The 23,024-nt window shown below is 71.4% G+C and carries 19 protein-coding genes; 12 read left to right on the top strand and 7 right to left on the bottom strand.

What is annotated here, in order from left to right; genetic code table 11:
- Window positions 1–524 precede the first annotated feature (524 nt).
- Together K2224_RS04010 and K2224_RS04015 are read left to right on the top strand one after the other, a co-directional pair.
- Window positions 525–1,460 (top strand): radical SAM protein, encoded by a 936-nt coding sequence (locus K2224_RS04010; RefSeq protein WP_221905286.1) that lies wholly within the window; start codon window positions 525–527, stop codon window positions 1,458–1,460.
- 37 nt (window positions 1,461–1,497) lie between these two features.
- A complete protein-coding gene (locus tag K2224_RS04015; protein ID WP_221905287.1) occupies window positions 1,498–2,634 on the top strand; it encodes a protein-L-isoaspartate(D-aspartate) O-methyltransferase in 1,137 nt (378 codons plus the stop codon).
- A gap of 108 nt (window positions 2,635–2,742) precedes the next feature.
- Here K2224_RS04015 and K2224_RS04020 read toward each other — a convergent pair whose 3' ends face one another.
- The 6 genes from K2224_RS04020 to K2224_RS40205 all read right to left on the bottom strand — a co-directional run bounded on the left by K2224_RS04020 (window position 2,743) and on the right by K2224_RS40205 (window position 10,107).
- Window positions 2,743–4,245: an aldehyde dehydrogenase family protein gene (locus K2224_RS04020; protein WP_221905288.1), complete on the bottom strand. Its 1,503-nt coding sequence runs from the start codon at window positions 4,243–4,245 to the stop codon at window positions 2,743–2,745.
- Window positions 4,242–5,981, bottom strand: a complete 1,740-nt coding sequence (locus tag K2224_RS04025; RefSeq protein ID WP_221905289.1) for an amidohydrolase family protein — start codon at window positions 5,979–5,981, stop codon at window positions 4,242–4,244. The genes K2224_RS04020 and K2224_RS04025 overlap by 4 nt, the downstream gene beginning before the upstream one ends.
- A 79-nt stretch (window positions 5,982–6,060) precedes the next feature.
- Window positions 6,061–7,200: an LLM class flavin-dependent oxidoreductase gene (locus tag K2224_RS04030; RefSeq protein WP_221905290.1), complete on the bottom strand. Its 1,140-nt coding sequence runs from the start codon at window positions 7,198–7,200 to the stop codon at window positions 6,061–6,063.
- Window positions 7,201–7,350: 150 nt separating this feature from the next.
- Window positions 7,351–8,136 (bottom strand): SDR family NAD(P)-dependent oxidoreductase, encoded by a 786-nt coding sequence (locus tag K2224_RS04035; protein WP_221905291.1) that lies wholly within the window; start codon window positions 8,134–8,136, stop codon window positions 7,351–7,353.
- 71 nt (window positions 8,137–8,207) lie between these two features.
- A complete protein-coding gene (locus K2224_RS04040; protein WP_221905292.1) occupies window positions 8,208–9,158 on the bottom strand; it encodes a TIGR03619 family F420-dependent LLM class oxidoreductase in 951 nt (316 codons plus the stop codon).
- Between the two features lie 616 nt (window positions 9,159–9,774).
- The gene (locus tag K2224_RS40205) at window positions 9,775–10,107 is read right to left on the bottom strand and encodes a hypothetical protein (protein WP_260692330.1); all 333 of its coding nucleotides are present in this window, start codon (window positions 10,105–10,107) and stop codon (window positions 9,775–9,777) included.
- Between the two features lie 287 nt (window positions 10,108–10,394).
- Between K2224_RS40205 and K2224_RS04050 the strand changes: the two genes are divergently transcribed.
- The 5 genes from K2224_RS04050 (at window position 10,395) to K2224_RS04070 (ending at window position 13,976) form a co-directional block, all read left to right on the top strand.
- Entirely contained in the window at window positions 10,395–11,621 is a 1,227-nt protein-coding gene (locus tag K2224_RS04050) for a helix-turn-helix transcriptional regulator (protein WP_221905293.1), read from the top strand.
- Between the two features lie 285 nt (window positions 11,622–11,906).
- The gene (locus K2224_RS04055) at window positions 11,907–12,125 is read left to right on the top strand and encodes a hypothetical protein (RefSeq protein WP_221905294.1); all 219 of its coding nucleotides are present in this window, start codon (window positions 11,907–11,909) and stop codon (window positions 12,123–12,125) included.
- Window positions 12,112–12,621, top strand: coding sequence for a DUF6879 family protein (locus tag K2224_RS04060; RefSeq protein WP_221905295.1), 510 nt, complete (start codon window positions 12,112–12,114; stop codon window positions 12,619–12,621). The genes K2224_RS04055 and K2224_RS04060 overlap by 14 nt, the downstream gene beginning before the upstream one ends.
- Window positions 12,622–12,632: 11 nt before the next feature.
- A complete protein-coding gene (locus tag K2224_RS04065; protein WP_260693407.1) occupies window positions 12,633–13,451 on the top strand; it encodes a helix-turn-helix transcriptional regulator in 819 nt (272 codons plus the stop codon).
- 336 nt (window positions 13,452–13,787) lie between these two features.
- Window positions 13,788–13,976 carry a hypothetical protein gene (locus K2224_RS04070; protein ID WP_221905296.1) on the top strand — a complete coding sequence of 63 codons (189 nt, stop codon included), beginning with the start codon at window positions 13,788–13,790 and terminating at the stop codon, window positions 13,974–13,976.
- A gap of 98 nt (window positions 13,977–14,074) precedes the next feature.
- Here K2224_RS04070 and K2224_RS04075 read toward each other — a convergent pair whose 3' ends face one another.
- Window positions 14,075–15,361, bottom strand: a complete 1,287-nt coding sequence (locus K2224_RS04075) for an amidohydrolase family protein (protein WP_221905297.1) — start codon at window positions 15,359–15,361, stop codon at window positions 14,075–14,077.
- 569 nt (window positions 15,362–15,930) lie between these two features.
- Here K2224_RS04075 and K2224_RS04080 point away from each other — a divergent pair.
- The 5 genes from K2224_RS04080 (at window position 15,931) to K2224_RS04100 (ending at window position 22,948) form a co-directional block, all read left to right on the top strand.
- A complete protein-coding gene (locus tag K2224_RS04080; protein ID WP_221905298.1) occupies window positions 15,931–18,867 on the top strand; it encodes a BTAD domain-containing putative transcriptional regulator in 2,937 nt (978 codons plus the stop codon).
- A 213-nt stretch (window positions 18,868–19,080) separates the two neighbouring features.
- Entirely contained in the window at window positions 19,081–19,383 is a 303-nt protein-coding gene (locus tag K2224_RS04085) for a hypothetical protein (RefSeq protein ID WP_221905299.1), read from the top strand.
- Window positions 19,384–19,691: 308 nt separating this feature from the next.
- Window positions 19,692–19,940, top strand: a complete 249-nt coding sequence (locus K2224_RS04090; protein WP_221905300.1) for a hypothetical protein — start codon at window positions 19,692–19,694, stop codon at window positions 19,938–19,940.
- 319 nt (window positions 19,941–20,259) lie between these two features.
- Entirely contained in the window at window positions 20,260–21,855 is a 1,596-nt protein-coding gene (locus tag K2224_RS04095; protein WP_221905301.1) for a class I adenylate-forming enzyme family protein, read from the top strand.
- Between the two features lie 133 nt (window positions 21,856–21,988).
- A complete protein-coding gene (locus K2224_RS04100) occupies window positions 21,989–22,948 on the top strand; it encodes a TIGR03619 family F420-dependent LLM class oxidoreductase (protein ID WP_221905302.1) in 960 nt (319 codons plus the stop codon).
- Window positions 22,949–23,024 lie beyond the last annotated feature (76 nt).

Raw genomic sequence — 23,024 nt, forward strand, 5'->3', positions numbered from 1 at the left:
TTGCCCGGCCGGGGTTGCCACCGTGCGGCCGTCGCTCCGCCCGCGCCCGTGGTCGGAAACGACGCACCGACGCTCGCGCTTCCCCGCGTGCGCGTCCGTCATTCGGGGGCACTGCGCGGTGAGGACACCGCCCTCGTCCGCCCGTACCTCCTCACCCCCGGGGAACAGCGGGAACGACGTGCGCGGCATGGGCGGCGACCTGCGCTGTGGCTGGCATCCGTAGAGGTGGCGGCCTGATGGCCCGCATGTGCCGTGCCGTTCACCTGGGAGAACCGGGCTCGGCCCCGGAGCCGGCGTCCGGATGTGATGTGTGCGGGGCCCTGGCCCGGCAGCGCGCGGAAGCCTACGCCGTAGGCGACAAGTCGAAGGTGACCGACTGCAACGTCGAGATCCGTCGCCACCCCCACTGACCGGGGCAGGAGCGTTCCCCCTCCTGCCCCGCCAGTCACCAACTCCACCCCGGCGCCCTTTCCTGGGATAGAGCGCCGGGGCACGCTCGGAACCGACCAAAGGAACCAGGGACCATGACCGCCACGGATACGCGCCCCACCACACACATCCGTTCGCTGGCGCTGGAAATCACCGGACAGTGCCAGAACACCTGCGCCTCGCACTGCTACGCCAAGTCCGGCCCGCGCGGCAGCCACGGCAGCATGCGTCGCGAGGACTGGTTCGCGCTCCTGGACCAGGCCGCCGGGCTTGGCGTCACCATGGTGCAGTACATCGGCGGTGAGCCCACCCTGCACCCCCACCTCCCGCAGCTCATCGACCGCGCGCTGAGTCTCGGCATGCGCGTGGAGGTGTTCAGCAACCTCGTACACGTGCGCCCGTCGATGTGGGAGACCTTCGCCCGGCCCGGCGTCTCCTTGGCCACCTCCTACTACAGCAACAACGCGACCGAACACGAGAAGATCACCGGCGGACGCGGCTCCTACGCCCGCACGAAGGCGAACATCGCCGAGGCGATCCGCCGCAGCATCCCGCTGCGTGCCTCTCTCGTTCACGTCCTTGACGGCCAGGCCATCGACGGCGCCCGTTCAGAGCTGCGGCAGCTCGGCGTCACCGGCGAAATCCGCCTCGACCGGGTCCGCGCCATCGGCAACGGCGACATCACCGGCGTCGCCTTCCACGATCCGGCCGAACTGTGCGGGCGGTGCGGCAGCGACCGCGCCGCGATCAGCCCCGACGGCGTCGTGACCCCGTGCGTGATGTCTCGATGGCTGACAGCTGGGACCGTTCGGGCGCAGACGCTCGCCGCGATTCTCAACGGCCCCGAGTGGGCCGGGCGAATGACCGTCATCCCCCCTCGCCGCAAGGGCGGTTGCGTGCCGGATTCGTGCACGCCGCGCGAGGACTCGTGCCAACCCTCCCCGGGCACCGTGACGGCGTGCAATCCCGACAGCGACAGTTCCGACTGCGCGCCGGCGGAAGAGGAAGCATGTGACCCCGCCTATGAGTAGTGATCGCCTGCGACCCCGCCCACTGAGGAGGCACCCGATGGACTGGGAGACACCCGCCCGCCGCCTGGCGGCCGATACCGTCCGGCCCGAATCCCGCTGGCACGGACCGCTCGCCACCATCCCCCGTCATGTCTTCGTGCCGCGCTGGTGGGCAAACGACGGCGGCCGATGGATGCTGCAGGACGGGCCAGCTGACCCCGAAGCGTGGATGCAAGCGGCCTACAGCAACCGCACGTTGGTGACCCGTGTGGGCCCGCTCCACGCCGACGACGCCGCGCCACGTACCTCCCTCACCGCAGGGCAACCGACCTCGTCCAGCACACTGCCGAGCCTCGTCGTCACGATGTACCGACATGCGGTGATCAGCGACAGCGCCGACGTGCTGGTCACGGCCGGATCGGGCTACGGAACCGCACTCGCCTGCCGGCGCCTTGGCGACGAACACGTGACAAGCATCGACGTCGACCCTGCCCTCGTCGACAAAGCACGCTCCCGACTGGAATCCGTCGGTCTACACCCTCAGACAGCCGTATGTGACATCACCAGCCCCCTGCCCGGGGACTACGACCGCATCGTGCTGACCGTGTCCGTACGACGCGTCCCCGCCTCAGTGCTGACCGCGCTGCGCCCCGGCGGACGCCTCGTGACCACCATCGCGGACACCGGGCTGATCGTCACAGCGGACAAGGCACCTGACGGCGGCGCGACAGGCCGGGTCGAGTGGGACCGCGCCGGGTTCATGCGCACTCGCGCCGGCAAGGACTACCCGCCCGGCCTCGCCGAGCGATTCGAGGAGATCTGCGACGCCGAAGGCGAGCAGGTCACCACCGGCCGCTATCCGGTCCTCGACGTGCGCGAAGCCTGGGACATCTGGTCCATGCTGTCCCTCACCACACCCGGGATCGAGCACCGCTACGAGCAAGGACCGGACCGGCGGCGACGGGCCTGGATGGTGCACGCCGACGGGTCGTGGGCCCGTGCCGAAGGACGCTGGATCGACCCACCCACCGTGCACCAGGGGGGCCCACGCCGCCTGTGGGACGGTCTGGAGCGCATCCGGCACCGGCTGAACGCCGAGGGCGGGTTGCCGGTCTACGGTGCGCGCGTCCGGATCGACCCGGACGGCACCACGCACTTCAAGCGCGGTGCCTGGTCAGCCACCATCGCAGACTGACCGGCCCCACAGCCGGTAGAACGGCGCCCGCGCCCCTTGGCCGCCCCGTCTGTCCGTCGCGTCCGCCACGGCGGTTGGACGGGGCTCTCCGCGCTCCCTCGCCGTCGCTCACCCAGGCCAGACGATCGACTGCAGCTCGCTGTAGGCGTGCAGCGCGTACGAGCCGACGTCGCGGCCGACGCCGCTGCGCTTGAAGCCGCCGAACGGCGCCTCCATGTTCCGCCCGACCGTGTTGATGCCGACCCCGCCGGCCCGCAGCCGCCCCGCGACCCGGAAGGCCCGGGCCACGTCGCCGGACCAGACGTAGTCCAGCAGCCCGTAGTCGCTGTCGTTGGCCAGCGCGATGCCCTCCTCCTCGTCGTCGAAGGGCACCACCGTCACCACCGGCCCGAAGATCTCCTCGCGGACCGCCCGCATGGCGCCGGTGCAGTCCGCGAAGAGCGTCGGCGCGACATGGAAGCCGCGCGCCCGCTCCGGCCGCTCGCCGCCGGTGACCAGGCGGGCGCCCTCCTTCACCGCCAGCGCGATGTATCCCTCGACGCGGTCCCGGTGCGCGGCGGAGATCACCGGGCCGACGACCGTGGCCGGATCTCGCGGGTCGCCGACGGTCAGCCGCTCCGCGTACCGCGCCAGACCGGCCACCAGCCGCTGGTAGATCGCGCGCTGGGCCAGCACCCGGGTCGGCGCGGTGCAGATCTGACCGCTGTAGAAGGAGAACGTGGTGCCGATCCCGGACACCGCGGACGCCAGGTCGGCGTCGTCGAAGACCAGCGCCGCGCCCTTGCCGCCCAGTTCCATCAGCTGCCGCTTCATCCCGCGGCCGCACTCCTGGGCGATCCGCTGTCCGACCGCGGTGGAGCCGGTGAAGCTGACCATGTCCACGCCGTCGGCCGCCACCGCGGCCTCACCGACCTCCGGCCGCGCCCCGCTGACGACGTTGACCACTCCCGGCGGGGCCCCGGCCTCCGCCAGCGCCTCGGCCATCCGGTACACCGACAGCGGGTCCTGCGGCGCCGGCTTGACCACCACCGTGTTGCCCATCGCCAGCGCCGGCGCGACCTTCCCCGCCGGGTTGGCCCACGGGTTGTTGTACGAGGTGATGCAGGTGACGACGCCCACCGGGCGGCGCACCGCGACCGCCCCGAAGACACCACCGCCGCCTATCGGGCCGGCCGCGTTGACCTGCGGCGGAATCGCGGTCTCCACCGGTTCCAGGGCGCCGCGGGCGTACCGCGCGAAGCGGGCCGCGGCCACTCCGACCTGGAGGGCGCGCGCCGTCCCGGTCGTCGCCCCGCTCTCCGCCTGGGCCAACTCCGCGTGGCCGACTGCCTCCCGGCGGATCACCCGGGCCGCCCGGTCCAGCACCGCGGCGCGCTCCTCGGGCGCGGTCCGCGACCAGCCGTCGAAGGCGTCCCGGGCGGCGTCCACCGCCGCGGCCACCTGTGCCGGGCTCGCCTCCGGCGCGGGCCCGACGACCTCCTCGGTCGCCGGGTCGATCACGTCGTAGTGCCCGCCCTCGGGCGCCACCCACTCGCCGCCGATGAACAGCCGCGAACCCGCCTCCCCGGCCGCGCGCCCGCGCCCCCGGCCGTTACGCCCCGCGGTGCTCACCTGGTGCTCACCGTCCTCGTGTCCCGCCCGGACCGCAGTACGGTCCCGGGCACGGCGCCGGTCACCTCGTCGTCCCGGATCGTCTCCACCCCGTTGACGCGCACGCTGACCACGCCGATCGGGCGGGAGTCCAGCCGCGGGCCGTCCCCGGGCAGGTCGTGCACCAGCCTCGCGGCGCCCGCGTCGATCCGCTCCGGGTCGAAGAGCACCAGGTCGGCGTGGTGGCCCTCGGTGATCCGGCCGCGGTCGCGCAGCCCGAAGAGGCGCGCCGGGTCGTCGGTCAGCATCCGCACCGCCTGTTCCAGCCCGACCAGCTTCCGGCCGCGCAGGCAGTCCCCCAGGAAGCGGGTGGTGTACGGGGCGCCGCACATCCGGTCCAGGTGCGCCCCGGCGTCGGAGCCGCCGAGCATGACGTCCTCGTGCTGCCAGGTCTGCTGCCGCAGGGTCCAGCTGGCGGGGTCGTTGTCGGTGGGCATCGGCCAGAGCACGGTGCGCAGTCGGTCCGCGGCGCAGATCTCGATCAGGCAGTGGAAGGGCTCCTGCCCGCGTTCGGCGGCGATGTCGCGCACCACGCGGCCGGTCAGCCCCTCGTTGGCCGCGGAGTAGGTGTCCCCGATGACGTACCGGGCGAAGTCGGTCAGCCGGCGGAGGACCCCGGCCTCCTCGCCGTGCGCGCGGCGCAGCATCCTGGCCCGGACGTCCGGGTCGCGCAGCCGGGCGATCCGCTCGGGCACCGGGAGGCCGAGGACGTCGCCCCAGCCGGGGATGAGGTTGAGGGCGCAGAAGGTGCCCAGGGACATGTTCATCGGGGTGAGGATCGGCATGGTCAGCGCGACGATGCGCCCGCCGGCCCGGCGGGCGCGTTCGCTGGCGAGGAGTTGCCGGGGCACGCGTTCGGGGACCGCGGAGTCGATGGTCAGCACGTTCCAGTTGAGCGGCCGGCCGGCCGCCGCCGACATCTCGACCAGCAGGTCGATCTCGTCGTCGGTGAAGCGGTCCAGGCAGCCGGCGACGATCGCCTCGATCTGGGTGCCCTCGTGCTCGGCGACCGCGCGGGAGAGCGCGAGCAGTTCCTCGGGGCGGGCGTGCCGGGAGGCGACCGGTGCTCCGTCGCCGTCGGAGTGGCTGGACGACTGGGTGGTGGACAGCCCCCACGCCCCGGCGTCCATCGCGTCGTGGAAGAGCCGCAGCATGGCGTCGAGTTGGCCGGCCGTGGGCTGTCCGCCGACCGCGTCCGGGCCCATCACGTGCCGCCGCAGCGCGCAGTGCCCCACCATGAAGCCGGCATTGACCGCGATCCGCCCCTCCAGCGCGTCCAGGTAGTCGCCGAAGCCGTGCCAGTTCCAGGGTGCGCCCCGCTCCAGGGCGACCAGCGACATCCCCTCGACCCGGCTCATCATCCGCCGGGTGTAGTCGGCGTCCTCGGGCCGGTCGGGGTGGAGCGGGGCGAGGGTGAAGCCGCAGTTGCCGCCTGCGACGGTGGTCACGCCGTGGTTGAGGGACGGGGTGGCGTACGGGTCCCAGAACAGCTGGGCGTCGTAGTGGGTGTGCGGGTCGATGAACCCGGGGGCGAGGACCAGGCCGTGCGCGTCCTCGCGCGTCCTGGCCGGCTCGACGACGGCGCCGGGTTCGGCGATCACCGCGATCCGCCCGTCCCGGATGCCGACGTCGGCCGCGAAGGCGGGCGCGCCCGTGCCGTCCACGACGGTCGCGGCCCGGATGAGGTGGTCGAGCATGGCGTGCGTCCCTTCTCGGGTGCGGCGGGTACGGGCGGGTGCGGGGCAGCCGGGGCTTCCGGCACAGGCCCTGGACGCCTCAGCCGGCCGCCGCCGCTCCCGCCGCCTGCCGGAAGCGGGTCGTCCGGTGCACCGGATCGGTGTCGATCTTCGGGATGACGTGCTCGCCGATCAGCCTGATGGTGTTCATGGTGTCCTCGTAGGACACCCCGATCGGCAGCCCGAAGGAGAGCTGGTCGGCGCCGGCCTGCTCCCAGCGCTTGCACTGCCGCAGCACCTCGTCGGGGTCGCCGCAGATCATCAACTCCTCGTCGATCAGCAGCTCGACGAGTTCCTCGGTGTAGTCCGGGAGCAGTGCGGGCCACTCCGGGATGCCGTCCGGGCGCGGGAAGGTGTCGTGGTAGCGGAAGAGCAGCGACTGGAGGTAGTTGAGCCCGCCGCCGACCGCGATCTCCACCGCCTTCCGGTGCGTCTCCGCGCAGATGGCGGTCGACGTCACCATGACATTGTCATTGACGAAGTCCCCGACCGGCTCGGCGTCCTTGACCGCGTTCTTGTACGAGTCGACGACCCACTCCATGTCGGCGACCTTCTGCACACTGAAGCCGAGGACGCCCAGCCCCTTCTTCCCGGCCATCGCGTACGAGGACGGCGACCCGGCCGCGTACCACATCGCCGGGTGCGAGGCCCCGTACGGCTTGGGCAGGACCTTGCGCGGCGGCAGCTGCCAGTGCTTGCCGCGAAAGCCCTGGTACTCGTCCTGGAGCCACATCCTGGGGAACTCCGCGATGGTCTCCTCCCAGATCTCCTTGGTGTGGTTCATGTCGGTGATGCCCGGCAGGAACCCCAGGATCTCGTGGCTGCCGGCGCCCCGGCCGGAGCCGAACTCGAACCGTCCGGCGGAGAGGTGGTCGAGCATGGCGACCTTCTCGGCGACCTTCACCGGGTGGTTGACGGGGGCGAGCGGGTTGAAGATGCCCGAGCCGAGGTGGATCCGCTCGGTCGCGTGGGCGAGGTAGCCGAGGTAGACGTCGTTGGCGGAGAGGTGGGAGTACTCCTCCAGGAAGTGGTGCTCGGAGGCCCAGGCGTACTTGAAGCCCGACCTGTCCGCCTGGATGACGTACTCGGTCTCCTCCATCAGTGCGTGGTGCTCGGCCTCCGGATCGGCCTGCGCACGCGCGGCGGGCACATAGCCCTGCACAAAGAGCCCGAATTCCAAGGGGGTTCACCGTCCCTCTTCCGCTGCCGCGGCTCTTTCTGACGTACCGTCAGATCTGATGCCCCGACTGTTCCAGCGGCGCCGGGGCCCGTCAATACCCGCAGCGGGCAAAGCTGACGCTCCATCAGGTACGGTCCGGGCGGCAGACCCTCAGAACGGACTCACCCCCGCCAGCCACCCCCCGTCGATCACGAACGGCTGCCCGGTGATGTACGACGAGTCCTCCCCCGACAGGAAGAGCGCCAGCCGGGCCACCTCCTCGGGGCGCCCGATCCGCCCCAGCGGCACCAGCCTCCGGTACAGCTCGTCCACCGCCCGCACGGACTCCTCCGGATCCGCCGACGGGTCCAGTGCCGCCGGGTTCGTCATCGGTGTGTCGATCGCCCCCGGGCACACCGCGTTGACCCGTATCCCCCGGCCCGCCAGCTCCAGCGCGGCGACCCGGGTCAGCCCCACCACCGCGTGCTTGGTGGCGGCGTACGCGCCGACGAACGCCATGCCGGTCAGGCCCGCGTACGAGGCGGTGTTGACGATCGTCCCGCCGCCGGCCGCCGCGATCCGGGGCGCCAGCGTCCGGATCCCCAGGAAGCACCCGGTCTGATTGACGTCGAGCACCCGCCGGAACTCCTCCAGCGGGGTGTCCACCAGCGCGTTGAACCGCAGGATCCCCGCGTTGTTCACCAGCCCGTCGACCTTCCCGAACGCCCCCTCGGCGACCTCGACGAGCGCCGCCCAGTCCCCCTCCACCGCCACGTCCAGCCGCACGAACCGGGCCCGCTCCACGCCCAACTCGGCCGCCAGCGCCTCCCCTTGTTCCGTCCGCACATCACCGAGCACCACCCGCGCCCCCTCGGCCACGAACAGCCGCGCCTCCTGCTCCCCCTGCCCCCGCGCCGCGCCGGTGATCACGATGACCCTGCCGTCGAGCTTGCCCATGCCTGCGCTCCCGTGATGTCCGCCAAGGCCCCGCCTCCGCCGCCCCGTCCTCCCCGCAAGGAGGGCCGCGGTCAGTCGTTCAGCAGCGGACCGACCTCGGCCCCGAAGGCCGCCATCTGCTCGACCAGTTCGGACCGGCCGCGGCTGCGGAACCGCACCTGGACCTGCCGCACCCCCATCGCCCCGTACTCCCGCAGCGAGGCGGCGATCCGCTCCGGCGCCCCGACGAGCGTCCGCCGCCCGACGTCCCACCCCGGCTCGCCCACGTACACCGGCTCCGCGATCGCCCCGATCTCGATCGGCTCGGCGATCCCGGCCGCCTCCCGCGTCCGCAGCAACCTCCCGATCTGCCGTGGCAGCTCCTCCCTCCGGTCCCCCTGCGGCAGCCAGCCGTCCCCGCGCACCGCCGCCCGCCGCACCGCCGCCGGGGACGAGCCCCCCACCCACACCGGAGGCCGCGGCGACTGCACCGGCCGCGGCCCCAACGCCAACCCCCCGAACCCGAACCGCTCCCCCTTGAACTCGGGGAACTCCTCCTCCCCCAACGCCGCCTTCAACGCGTCGATCGCCTCGTCCAGCACCGCGCCCCGCCGCGCGAAGTCCACCCCGAGCGCCTCGAACTCCTCGCGCACATGCCCGGCGCCGACCCCGAGGATCAGCCGCCCGCCGGACAGCCGGTCCACCGTCGCGTACTGCTTGGCGCCGACCAGCGGATGCCGCAGCCCCACCACCGCCACATGACTGAGCAGCCGGACCCGCTCCGTGACCGCCGCCAGATAGGACAGCGTGGCCACCGGGTCGTACCAGACCGTCCCCATCGCCCCGGCCAGCCGCCGCGGTATCGCCACATGCTCACAGCACGCCACATACGCGAACCCGGCCCGGTCCGCCGCCCGCGCCACCGCCACCAGATCCGCCGGCCCGGCCCCCGCCTCCCACCCCTCCGCGAAGACCGCGCTCTGCGCCTGCACCGGCAGCTGCATCCCGTACACCAGCCGCCCCTGCGGCAGCACTTGCACCATGTCCACGCTCCTCCGCCCCTGCCCGACCCGGCGCCCACCGCGCCGCACTCGAAGTGGGGTCATGGTGGTATCTGACACCACATCAGACAAGGGGTGCGTCACGGACTGCTCGCCCCGGGTACCCGATGCGGCCGGGAGCATGTCGATTCCGGTGCGTCCCATCGCCGAGAGGCGTGGACCCGTCCGGGTGCGGCTCGCCGGTCGGCGTCCAGGGCTGCCCGGGGTGGCCGTCGCCGTCGACTTTGCCATGGCCGCCGCCTTGCACGAAGTGGTTTCCGATCGGATGTTCACCGGGCCTCCTCCCTGCAAGGCCGGAACTTCATTGCGCGTTCCCTTTACGGGACGGACCCCAACCCAGCGGGGAGGTGCGGAGCCCAGCCCAACTACGGGCAGTCAGAGTCGGTTACGGTCCTTGTCGGCCCTCTTCACCGGCATCCCTGCCTCGGGTGAGGGTGCCGACGCATCTCGACGTTGCAGTCCGTCGCCTTCGACCAGTCGCCAACGGCACAGGCGCGCGCACGCTGCTCGGCCAGCGCCTCGCAGACATCACACCCGGCAACCGGCAAGGGCTCCTGCAACGGTCCCCTCAGCTGAACCGGCAGGCCCATACTGCCCATCAGCTCGCCACCTCCACACCGTGGATCCAGCGCGGTCCGGCGTCGATCCCGTGCGCCGCGAGCCACAGGGTCCGCCGGCGGCTGCGCTGCAGGCGCCGTTCCCGTCGCCGCCGGCGTTCCTCGAGGGTGAGGACGTAGGGACGGATAAGGGAATCGTCCGCGTCATGCAGCAGCTTCGGCTGCCGCTGGACAGGGACCAGCGGACGCGTGAACGTCGACTCGTCCGCCGAACTACCCGAGACAGGCAGTGAACCGGCGGAGCGGTGACGCCCTCGGGCGGGCAGTAACAGCCGCAGCAGCGTCTCGAAGATCCAAGCGCTATGTTTGCGCATGCCGTCAACCTCCAGGGATTGATGGCCACGCCCCCGAACCGTTCGCCTCGGTTGCGGGGGACTTGAGTGAGTGGCCACGTGGAGACCGACGGTATGGCCCGCGAGGAGGACAAAGGGACACAGTTTGTAGCCCCACGCCTGCGCAGCAACTCGGCAGCAACTGTGCCTAGTTCGACCGGTTGGTCCAGCAGAACAGCGGTCCCGTTGAGTGACGGCGGGCCGAGCGCTGCGTGCCGGTCCCAACCAGGCGTACCGTTCCGAGTGTCGACGTCAGATCGGAGCCCCCTATGGCCCACTTCCCTGACATGCAAGAGGCGGACAGCAACGGCCAGCGGCTTGCGCGCATTCGGATGCGCCGCCGATGGACACAGCAGCGTCTTGCCACCGAGACCGGGTACAGCATTTCCGCGGTAAAGGCATTCGAGCAGGGGCGCAGGGCGCTGGACCGGCCCGCAGTGATCCTCTCCCTGTGCCGCGTCCTCGACTGCCATCCGGCCGAGATCACCGGAGGCCCCGTAATCCCCCCACAATCCGACCTCGCCGGGCAGGCGGCAGTCGCCGGCGTGGCGGCGGTCCGTCGAGCGGTCCTCCGGCACGGTCGGCCTGCGCGTCCGACCGAGGAAGAGGTCGCGAACGTAGACCTTGTCGAGCTACGCACCCGGACCCGGGCGGCCAACGACGACCGCCACGCGGCGAAGTTGGCAAGCGCCGGCGAGACACTGCCCGTCTTGCTCCGGGACCTCCAAGTTGCGGCCGAGGTCTCCGAAGGCACTGCACACCGAGCGGCGTTCTCGATGCTGGCCACCGCCTACGAGTGCGCCATGCAGTACCTGTACAAGCTGGGTCATGTCTCGGACGCCACCCTCGCGACGGAACGTGTCGTGTGGTCTGCCGAGGCCACCGGCGACCCGCTGCGTGTTCTGGCCGCCCAGTGGTACGACGCCGGTGAGTTCCTGAACATCGGTGAGCACGACGAGGCGGGGGCCATCATCGATGACGCCTTGACGACGCTCACGCGCGTGCCGTCACCACCGCCCGAAGCAGTGTCGCTCCGTGGCGCCTTCGAGCTGAAGGCCGCCTTGAACCACGCCCGCGCGGCCGAAAAAGACGCGGCCGACCGCCATTGGCGAAGGGCGGAATCGGCAGCGCACGAGCTTGGCGGGGACCGCGACGACTGGCATCTCCAGTTCGGGCCCACGAACGTAGCGATCTGGGGTGTGAGCCTGCCCGTCGAGCTGGGGCAGGGGCGCCTGGCCGTCGACAGAGCGAAGCGGGTCAGGTTGCCGGAGACCTACAGTCGCGAGCGCCGCTCACACCACTTCATCGACATAGGGCGCGCGCACTTCTACAACGGGCAGCGTGACCAGGCACTGGACGCGTTTCTCCAGGCGGAACGCCTCGCCCCGCAGGCAACCCGGATGCATGCGGGAGTCCGCGAGACCGTGGGCACAATGCTCCGCACTCAGAAGCGCGGACGGCTGGCCGAACTGGGCATTCGCCTGGGGGTGGTGTGAATAGGGCCATCTGAGGCGATAGCGCATGACCGTACGGTGAACGTCCTCAACAGCTACGTCTGTCAAGCACAAGCTCCCTCGTGCCGTGTGTTGCAGTTCCGCCTCCTGCTGGCCACGTCACAGCCACCTCATCCTGTGACCGGCTTCCCGAAAGTCACTGAATTCCTCTGCAGTCACCGGCACTCAACCTTTCCTGTTGTGGAAAGGATCAGTCCTTGACCGGGCCGCGGCCGCGTCAGAGCATCGGACACGACAGAGGACCGCGAAGACTCCGAGGGGGAATCCATGGCCGCTGAGCCACTGCGCAAGCTGTCCGGGTCGCCGGACTGCAGGAACGGCACATGCCCGACCCTGTGGGCCAAGACCGCCACCAACGACTACGTGGTGCAGGGCTACGTGATCACCGATCCGGAAGAACTGGCACAGCTTGATCTTCCCGACGGGGAGACGGCCGTACGGATTCCCGCTGCAGTGCTGGAGGGGTACTTCCGTGCTCAGCGGTGAGCAGTTCGGCCGGCTCTTCGAGAGCTTCGAGCGGACGGCGTTCCGGCTGGAGACGCTGCCCGAGTACGACGTCGAGGAAGAGCGCGAAGAGATCGCTCGTTTCCTTGCCGGTGAAGACATGGGTCCGGAGTGGGCCGACAACCCTTGGGTGCGGTCGATGACTGACAAGGGCAAGCAGGTGTCTCGGGTCCACGTCCTTACATCGCCGTTGACCGACTACCTGCGATACGAGCTCGCTGCATACCCCGGCAACATCAAGGCCGGGGAATCCATCGGGATCATCGATTTCGCCGAGCAGGCCGTAAAAGGTCTTCCCGGACACGACTTCTGGCTGTTCGACGACCGTCAGGTCTACCGCATGCACTACACGGAGACCGGCGCATTTATCGGCGGTGAGCTGCTGCCACCGGGCAAGCTGAGCGAGTACCAGGGCTACCGCGACTTGGCGTTGACTCATGCTGTGCCGTTCGCGGACTACTGGGAGCGGCAGCACTGAGCGCAGAGTCGATCGGCAGGGCCCTTCGGACGCTGCGGATCGCCTCCGGACTGACCGGAAGCACCGTGGCCCGAAGGGCTTCGATGTCAGCCGGAAAACTATCCAAGATCGAAAATGGGCGAACTCTGCCCACGATCCAGGACGTAGACCCGGTCCTGAGCGCCCTCGGCATTTCCGAAGCGGTGAAAGACGAATTCCTGGCCACAGTCCGTATAGAAGTCACAGAAGCCACCGCGTGGCGCCTGCTACGCCGCCTGGGGCCGTGGAAACACCAGCACACCATCAAGGCCATTGAGGCCGCCACCGCTTCTCTCAGGCTGTTTCAGGGGCAGTTGGTTCCTGGACTGCTCCAGACCGCCGAATACGCATCCGCAGTGTTCGGACTGCCCCCGGCGCTGCCCGAGGAGACCAGGGCACGAACGGTGGCAGCGCGACTTGAGCGACAAGCGGCCCTGTACGAAGGCGGGCGGAGCTTCCACTTTCTGATCTGTGAGCACGCCCTTCGGTGGCTGATCTGTGCGCCTGCCGTGATGGCCCTCCAGCTCGACCGGTTGGTCTCCCTCTCCCGGCTCGCCAACGTCCGCATCGGGATCGTGCCGCAGGCAGGCCGCATGCCGGACTTCCCGATGAACTGCTTCAGTCTTCACGACGACTGGCTGGTCATCATCGAAACGTTTTATGCCGAGTACACAACTCGTGACCCGAAAGACGTGGAGATCTATACCGCGACGTTCAATCGTTTCACCGAAGTCGCCTTCTACGGAGACACCATGAGGGACCTGGCTGAAGGAATCCGAGACGAACTCTTGAGGGAACAGGAAACAGGCTAGGCATCCCCAGCTCGGCACCGGATGATGACTTTCTCAGAAGCAGCCGGGGAGGTATCCGAACTATGCCCGTGGTATCGATCCCTCGTGGAACAAGGGTCCCGCCGTGCCCATTCCCATGTTCCATTTGCCGGGAAAAGAAGCGCCAGTAGGTGCTCTGTCGGCGCCGTCAGCTGATGACTGCGCCGATGACCGGAGAGTGAGATTCCCGCCCCGCCCGCGGTGATCTGGACAGTCGAGCGGCCGGAGCGGGTGACCCCACCGCAGGAACCCTGCGGGCCACGGGCCATGCCTCGACGTTACGGCGGCATGGCCCCTCACGGAAGAGGAAGTTGGTAGATGGGCACCGCAACCGTCGAGACGTACGACACACGCACGCCCGACTCGGAGGGCTGGCGCGGAATCCCGTTCCGGCACCCCCGCGACCTGAAGGTCGTCACACAGGCCGACGGCGGGAAGCACGACGGCGGACCGATGCCCCCGGAGGCACCACGTGACCCGCAACCGCAGGAGGGCGACGGCAAGTAGGCCCCGGAGCAAACTGAACCGGTCCCGCCCGTGGGCGCCACCCATGGCGTGCGGGCGGGCCCCTGTTCCGTGCGCGGCGCCGATCGTCCGCACCGCGCTCAGCTCCCGCCCACCGACGGCCCCCAAAGCCCCTCCCCCGTGAGCCCCAGCAGTTCGATGGCGTTGCCGCGGACGATGCGTCGGACGGTGTCGTGGTCGAGGTGGGCCATCTGGGACTCGGCGATCTGGCGGGACTTGGGCCAGGTGGAGTCCGAGTGGGGGTAGTCGGTCTCGTAGAGGACGTTGCCGACGCCGATCGCGTCGAGGTTCCGCAGGCCGAAGGCGTCGTCGAAGAAGCAGCCGTAGACGCGGCCCGCGAAGAGTTCGGACGGGGGCCGGAGGACCTTGTCGGCGACACCGCCCCAGGCGCGGTTCTCCTCCCAGACGATGTCGGCGCGCTCCAGGATGTAGGGGATCCAACCGATCTGCCCCTCGGCGTACATGATCCGCAGCCCCGGGAAGCGGTCGAACTTGCCGCTCATCAGCCAGTCGGTCATCGAGAAGCAGCAGTTGGCGAAGGTGATCGTGGAGCCGACCGCGGGCGGGGCGTCGGCCGACGTGGACGGCATCCTGGAGGACGAGCCGATGTGCATGGCGACGACCGTGCCGGTCTCGTCGCAGGCGCGCAGGAACGGGTCCCAGTGGTCGGTGTGGATGCTGGGCAGCCCCAGGTGCGGCGGGATCTCGCTGAAGCAGACGGCGCGGACGCCGCGGTCCGCGTTGCGGCGCACCTCCTCGGCGGCGAGCTCCGCGTCCCACAGGGGGACGATCGTCAGCGGGATCAGCCGGCCGCCGGCCTGCGGGCCGCACCACTCCTCCACCATCCAGTCGTTGTACGCGCGCACGCCCAGCAGCCCCAGTTCGCGGTCCTCGGCCTCGGTGAAGGTCTGGCCGCAGAAGCGGGGGAAGGTGGGGAAGCAGAGGGCGGACTGGACGTGGTTGACGTCCATGTCGGCCAGGCGTTCGGGGACGCTGTAGGAGCCGGGGCGCATCTGCTCGTAGGTGATGCCCTCCAGCCTGATCTCGTCGCGGGGGTGGCCGACGGCGGTGTCCAGGCGGGTCAGCGGACGGCGCAGGTCCTCGTAGACCCACCAGTCGGCTATCGGGCCGCCCTCCCCCGGGGCGCCCATCGTCGGGGTGAACTTGCCGCCGACGAAGGTCATGTCCCTGATCGGGGCGCGGACGATGCGCGGGCCGGTGTCGTGGTACTTCGACGGGAGCCGGTTTTGCCAGACGTCGGGGGGCTCCACGGTGTGGTCGTCGACCGAGATGATCCGGGGGAAGGCTTCGTTCGATCCGTCGGCCTTGTCGGAGCTACTGGACTTGTCGGGTTCCGTGGTCTCCATGGGCGTTACGGTAGCGCCGATCTGACGGCCCGTCAGTAATGCGGGAGGAACGGACGTGACAGGAATGAACGCGGGAGGGAGGGCGCTGCCGCCCGGGCGGGCAAGACGAGCGATCGGAGAACCGACCGGCCCCGATGGGCGTGTACGCAGGCAGGTCAGGCGGCCGGTAACGGTCTGCCGGCAGAAACAAACCAGCCAGTCGGGGATGGGGTCCGGAGCTCCGGGTAGGGGGCGACGGACGCCTGGCCACCACATCGGCCACACCGCGTACGGACGGACCCGTAAGGGGCGGGCAGCTGGTCGTCCGGCGCCGAACACCCCTGCCCACCTGGGCGAATGCTCCGGCGGGCGGCCCGGGCGGCGCCTCGGGGCGGGAACGGAGGGTTCCCCTTCGACGGTCCGGCGGGGCGCGGCGCCGGGCCCGTCCGACCGCACGGGGAGGCTTTGTGCACGCTCCGGACCCCTACTGACGTAGAGGGTCGCGACAGGGCAGACTGACCGTTGCGCTCAGCGCAAAGCTTTGGACGGTCATGGCAGCGCGAACGGACGGGACACGGCAGGGGGACACCATGGACGACGGTCCGGGACAGGTGCGGGAGCGGCTCCGCTTCACCGTGCTCGGTCCCGTGCGGGCCTGGCGCGGCGAGACGCCGTTGGCGGCGGGTTCGCCGCAGCAGCGCGCCCTGCTCGCGGCGCTGCTGCTGCGCGGCGGCCGGACCGCCACCGCGCCCGAGCTCGTCGACGCCCTGTGGGGCGACGAACCGCCGCATGCCGCACTGGCCGCCCTGCGGACCTACGCCTCCCGGCTCCGCAAGGCGCTCGGCGCCGACGCGGAGGCCCTGGTCAGCGAGTCCGGCGGCTACGCGCTGCGGCCCGTGGACGGCCGGCCCCTGGACCTCGACCACGACACCGCCGAGCAGTTCGCCGCCGAGGCGGAGAAGGCCAAGGCCGCCGGCGACCGCGGCCGGGCCCGCGAACTCCTCGACGCCGCACTGGACCTGTGGGACGGCGAACCGCTCGCCGGGCTGCCCGGCCCGTACGCCGAGAACCAGCGGACCCGCCTCCAGGAGCGGCGGCTGTCGCTGACCGAGACCCGTCTCGAACTCGACCTGGAAGCCGGCTGCCACGCCGAGGCGGTCTCCGAGCTGACCGCGCTGACCGCCGCGCACCCGCTGCGCGAGCGGCTGCGGGAGCTGCTGATGCTGGCGCTGTACCGCAGCGGCCGGCAGGCCGAGGCGCTCGCGGTGTACGCCGACACCCGCCGACTGCTCGCGGACGAGCTGGGCGTGGACCCCTGCGCCTCGCTCTCCGAACTCCACCAGCGGATCCTGCGGGCCGACACCGAACTGGACGCGCCGGCCGCCGGCGACTCCGGCTCGACCGAGTCCACCGTCGTCCGTCCCCGCCAACTCCCGGCCACCGTCGCCGATTTCACCGGCCGCACCGCCTTCGTCACCGAGCTCAGCGACCAGCTGGCCACGGCCGAGGGCAGCGTGATGGCGGTCTCGGCCGTCGCCGGGATCGGCGGGGTCGGGAAGACGACCCTGGCGGTGCATGTCGCGCACACCGCGCGCGAGCACTTCCCCGACGGCCAGCTCTACGTCGACCTCCAGGGGGCGGGGCACAACCCGGCCGAACCGGAGGCCGTGCTGGGCGCGTTCCTGCGCGCCCTGGGGACGGCGGACTCCGCCATCCCGGACGGCCTGGAGGAGCGGGCGGCGCTCTACCGCTCCGCGCTCGCCGGACGGCGCGTCCTGGCGCTGCTGGACAACGCCCGGGACGCCGCCCAGGTCCGTCCCCTGCTGCCCGGTACGGCGGGGTGCGCGGCCCTGATCACCAGCCGGTCGCGGATGATCGACCTCGCCTCCGCCCACCTGGTCGACCTCGACGTGATGAGCCCCGAGGAGGCCCTGACCCTCTTCACCCGCATCGTCGGCGAGGAGCGCGTGACGTCCGAGCGGAAGGCCGCCATGGCCGTCGTCGGCGCCTGCGGCTTCCTGCCGCTGGCCATCCGCATCGCCGCGTCCCGGCTGGCCGCCCGCCGCACCTGGACGGTCTCGACCCTGGCCAGCAAGCTCGCCGACGAGCGCCGCCGGCTGGACGAACTCCGCGCCGGCGACCTGGCCGTGAAGGCCACCTTCGAACTCGGCTACAAGCAGCTGGAGCCCGCCCAGGCCCGCGCCTTCCGCCTCCTGGGCCTGGCCGACGGCCCGGACATCTCCCTGACCGCGGCGGCCGCCCTCCTCGACCTGGACACCGAGGAGACGGAGGAACTCCTCGAATCCCTCGTCGACACCTCCCTGCTGGAGTCCGCCGCACCGGGCCGCTACCGCTACCACGACCTCGTCCGCCTCTACGCCCGGGCCTGCGCCGAACGCGACGAACACCCGCCGTCCGAGCGCGACGCGGCGCTGTCGCGGCTGCTGGACTTCTACTTGGTGACGGCGTCGCGGATGTACGCGCTGGAGCGCCCCGGCGACCGGCTGATCGCCCACATGGAACACTCCGAGCACCCGGGACTGAAGTTCCAGGACCGGGCCTCGGCACTGGAGTGGCTGTTCAGCGAGGCTGGATGCCTGCTGGCCTGCGCGCGACAGTCCACGACCCCGGCCATGCTTCGCCGCGCCGCCGACCTGCTGCTGCTCACCAAGGACTTGGCCGAGTCGGGTGCCGACGCCCTCCAGTACGAGCAGGCGAACACCACGCTGCTGGCGGCGGCCCGCGACGCCGGCGACGCGCACGCCGAGGCCCGCATCCACACGGCGCTCGCGTACGTCCGGACCCTGTCGGGCCGGCTGGAGGACGCCGACGAGAACGCGAAGTCCGCGATGCTGCTGGGGCTCGCCTCCGGAGACCCGTTCTCCTCGTCGTACGCGCCCAACGACCGCGGCATCATCGCCAACGCGCAGCGCCGCCACGAGGACGCCGAGGCGTATCTCCTGCAGGCCCTGGCGGCCTTCCGCGACGACGGGAACCGGCAGTCCGAGGCCAGTGCACTGTGCAACCTCTCCCGGGTGCACCTGGACACCGGCCGGGTGAAGAGTGCCATCAGCCTGGCGGAGGACGGCATCGCCATCTACCGCGAACTCGGCGCCAAGCGCCGCCTCGCCAACGGCATGTACGCACTCGCCCTGGCATACACCCAGGCCGGGCGGCTGGCCGAGGCAACCGAGCGACTGGCTGCCGCCCTCGGCATCTTCCAGGACAGCCGGCAGCGCTTCTGGGAAGGTATGACCAATTTCCGGCTGGCCGAGGTCGATTTGGCGGCCGGCCGCCCCACTGCCGCCGCCAACCGCGCCGAGCAGGCGCTGACCGCGCTGCGCGGAATCGGTGGGGAATCCTGGCGGGCCTGCGCCCTGACCACGCTGGGCCGGGCGTTGAACGAGATAGGGCACAGCGGTCGGGCACGCGTGTGCTGGCAGGAGGCCCTGGCCATCTTCGAGCGTCTCGGCTCCGCGGAAAGCACCGCGGTCCGGAGGCTTCTTGCCCCGGCGACGGTCGGCTGACGTCCCGTTTCACCGGTCGCCGCCGACGTTTATCGATCGTTCATCGGCCCGGGCCACTCTTATTCCTACCGATCCGCCGCCTCGGGGGGCAAGCGGCTCGGTGCCCAGGCCGCACAGTTATCGTGAGCGGCCATGTCACGTCCGTCCGGCGGCCAACGGGGGAGTCGCCGGGCGGGCGGACAGCCTTCAAGCGCCCATCAGGAGTTGATCGCAATGAGCACCGAGAACACAGTTCAGAATTCGGGGGAGCGAGACGTCGTCGGCCCGCGTGACAGCCACCAGCCGATCATCGCGCCGCGTGACAGCCACCAGCCCATCCTCGGCCCCGGCGCCACGCCGCAGGTCCCGAAGCCCCGGGACCGCGATGTCGTCAAGCCGATGGACAGTCACCAGCCCATCGCCGCGTCCGATGCCGGCACCGCGGAGGCGCCCGCGGGCGGCACCGCCGAGAAGCCGGTCAAGGACAAGAACATCACCACCATGGACAGCCACCAGCCCGTCGGCGGACTCAAGTAGTCCACCGACGAACGGGGGGACACGGGGGATACGGGGATACGGGGGAGCACAACCGGGGGTCGGGGGACCTCCGAGGGAAATCCGGGGGATCCGGGGGGAATTCGGGGGAATCCGGGGGATCGCAGGGGCCGTTTTCCCGTGGCTGGGAGGGGAAGCCACGGAAAAACCGGCCCCTGCGGCGTTTCCGCCCGGGAAGTGAAACCTGCGATATTCCGCGGTTTTCCCCGACAAGAGTCGAACATCTGCACACACTTAGCGCTAGTTTGTTTCTGGGAACAGCAACGACCCCCGGATTCTGAGGAGTTGGTATGACCCGCACGAGGAAGTCCCTGGCCGCCGCCGCCATTGCCGTGGCCGCGCTCGGCGCCGCCACGGTGCCCGCACTGGCCGACAGTCACATACCCAGCCCGTCCAATTCCGTGACGGCCCAGGACAGCCACACGCCCGTGGCCCCGCAGGACAGCCACATTCCGGTGGCTCCGCAGGACAGCCACATTCCGGTGGCTCCGCAGGGCGACCACGCGGGCCTGCTGCCGCTGGACAACCACATGCCCTGACCGGGAGTCGGAGAACAGCCTCCACTCGCGGCGTCGCGGACGGGGCCGGGCGGAAGACCCGGCCCCGTCCGGCTTTTCGGGGGCCGGACGTTTTCATTCCGAAACACTTTCCGCGGCACCGACGAAGCAGAGAACGCAGCAGAGAACGCAGCAAAGAACGCAGCGGACGGCGCAGGCAAGGGGCGCCCGAGGTGCCACACAGCGACGCATGCGCGAGGCATCGCGCGGGGCGCCGCACAGCATCTGACGCCCCATCAGCTCCGCTGCTACAGTCGCGCCGTCCGGACCTGCACCGCCCGTCCACCCCTGGAGGCGCGCCGTGTTCGAGATCGGCCGTGTACGCACGTTGTGGGAGCTGGTCGAGTACCGGGCGCGGGCCTCCGGCGGCGCGCCGATGTTCTTCGACGGGGGCGGCGGGCCGAGCATCACCTTCCGCGGGGTGCGGGACGCGGCGCTGCGCGCGGCGGCCGGTTTCCGGGAGCTGGGGATCGGGCCCGGGACACGGGTGATGTGGCAGTTGCCGACGCGCGTCGAGACGATCGTCGCGTCGCTCGCGTTGGCCCGGCTCGGGGCCGTGCAGACCCCGGTGATCCATCTCCACCGGGCCCGGGAGGTCGGGTTCGTCCTGGCGGAGTCGGCGGCGGAGTTCGCCCTCGTGCCCGGGGTGTGGCGGGGGTTCGACTACGCGGCGATGGCCCGCGGGGCGGCCCGGGGGCGCGACGGTGTGCGGGTGCTCTCCATGGCGGACGGGCTGCCGGACGGGGACCCGGGCACGCTGCCGGAGCCCCCGGAGGAAGCGGACGGCCGCACCCGATGGATCTACTACACGTCCGGAACGACCTCCGCGCCCAAGGGAGTCGAGCACACCGACGCCTCGCTCATCGCGGGCGGGGTGGGGCTGGCCACCGCGCTCGGGATGTCGGCCGCCGACATCGGCTCGATCGCGTTCCCCTACGCGCATATCGCCGGGCCGGACTACGTCGTCGCCATGCTGGTCAGCGGCTTCCCGGCAGTCGTACTGGAGACGTTCGACGCGGAGCGGGCCGCCGCGGTCTACCGGCGCCACGGGGTGACGATGGCGGGCGGCAGCACCGCCTTCTACCAGGCGTTCCACGACGCGTCGCGACGCCGCCGGCGGGCCGCGCCGGACGCCGGGCCGCTGATCCCCTCGCTGCGGCTGCTGTCCGGCGGCGGCGCGCCGCTGCCGCCCGAGCTGTACCGGGCGGCCGGGCGCGAACTGGGCTGCGCGGTCGTGCACGGATACGGGATGACCGAGTGCCCGATGATCGCGATGGGGACGCCGTACGACAGCGACGAACAGCTGGCGCACACGGTGGGCCGGCCGGTGGCGGGCGCGCGGGTGCGGATCGTACGGGCCGACGGGAGCGAGGCCGCGACCGGCGAGACCGGTGAGGTCACGGTCTCCGGGCCGATGGTCTGCCGGCGGTACACCGATCCCGCGCTGACGGCGGAGGCGTTCACCGCGGACGGCTTCTTCCGCACCGGCGACCTGGGGCGACTGCGCGCCGACGGGCACCTGGTGCTCACCGGGCGGCTGAAGGACATCATCATCCGCAAGGGCGAGAACATCTCGGCGCAGGAGATCGAGGACCTGGTACGCACCCACCCGGCGGTGGCGGAGGCGGCGGTGATCGGCCTGCCGGACCGGGAGCGGGGGGAGCGGGTCTGCGCGGTCGTCACGCTCGCCGGGGAGGGGGATGGGGCTGGGGGCAGGGACGCGGACGAGGGCGGGGCGGGGGCACTGAGCCTGGCCACGCTCTGCGCGCATCTGCGGGCGGCCGGCCTGATGACGCAGAAGCTGCCCGAACAGCTGGAGATCACCGACACCCTGCCGCGCGGCGGACCGCTGAACAAGGTGCTGAAGGCGGCGCTGCGGGAACGGTACGGGCGCTAGGGCGCTCGGCCGGGTTCCCGTACGGGCGCGTGGCCCCGTCCCGCCCCTTGACCCTCACATCCATGTCAGGCCGTAGAAAGGCGGGCGTCCGACCGAGCCACGTGCTTCGGGAAGCAGCTTCGCGGAGGCCCCCATGAACGACGACGCTCGCAGCGCACAGCAGCCCACGGTGCTCCCCACCGTCCACCCCGCAGCCGGCGGGCGACCGCCGGGGCGGATGCGGCTGCACGTCGTGCTGCCGTCCGAGTCGGGGGCGATGGCCGCCGGTGCGCCGGTGGAGCTGGCGCGGGAGGCGGAGGGGCTGGGGTACGCGGGGGTCTGGCTGCCGGACCATCTGCTGCCGCCGGGCCCGTACGGGCGACTGCCGGAGCGTTACGGCGGGGTGTACGAGGCGCTGACCACCCTCGCGTACCTGGCCGCGGCGACCGAACGGGTCGTGCTGGGGACGTCGGTGCTGATCGCCCCGCTGCGGGAACCGCTGCTGCTGGCGCGGCAGTCGGCGACGCTGGCGCGGCTGAGCGGCGGCCGGTTCGTGCTGGGCGTCGGCGTGGGGTGGCAGCCCTACGAGTTCGACGCGGCCGGGGTGGACTTCGGCGACCGGGGTGCGCTGACGGACCGTGCGCTGCGGCTGGTGCGGCATCTGCACACGGGGGCGGGCGGGCCGTACGACGACGGGCATCTGGCGTTCGACGGGCGGGCGGTGTTCGAGCCGCGGCCCGAGGAGCCGGTGCCGTTCCTGGTCGGCGGGAACTCGGACGCGGCGCTGCGGCGCGCGGCGGAGTTCGGCGGCTACTGGCAGGCCGTGGGGCTCGCGCCGCGGGAGTTCGCGGAGCGGGCGGCGCGGCTGCGGCGCCGGGCCGCCGGGCGCGGGACCCGGGTGGCGGCCGGGGCCCGGATCGCCTGGGACGGCCCGGACCGGACGGCGGCGGAGCTGGCGGCCGAGGTCGCGGCCTGGGAGGCGGCCGGCGCGGCGGACCTCGGGGTGTGGTTCGGGGCGGCGGACGACGGCTTCGCCGATCGGATGCGGGCACTGGCGGAGGCGACCGGGGTGACCGACGGCCGCGTCCCCGGCCTCTCGGGGCAAGGCGGCTAGGCCGCGTCACCGACCTCACCGACCTCACCGGGCAAGACAGCCAGGCCGCGTCCCCAGCCTGATCGGGTACGCAGCC

Source organism: Streptomyces sp. BHT-5-2 (assembly GCF_019774615.1).
Taxonomy (GTDB): Bacteria; Actinomycetota; Actinomycetes; order Streptomycetales; family Streptomycetaceae; genus Streptomyces.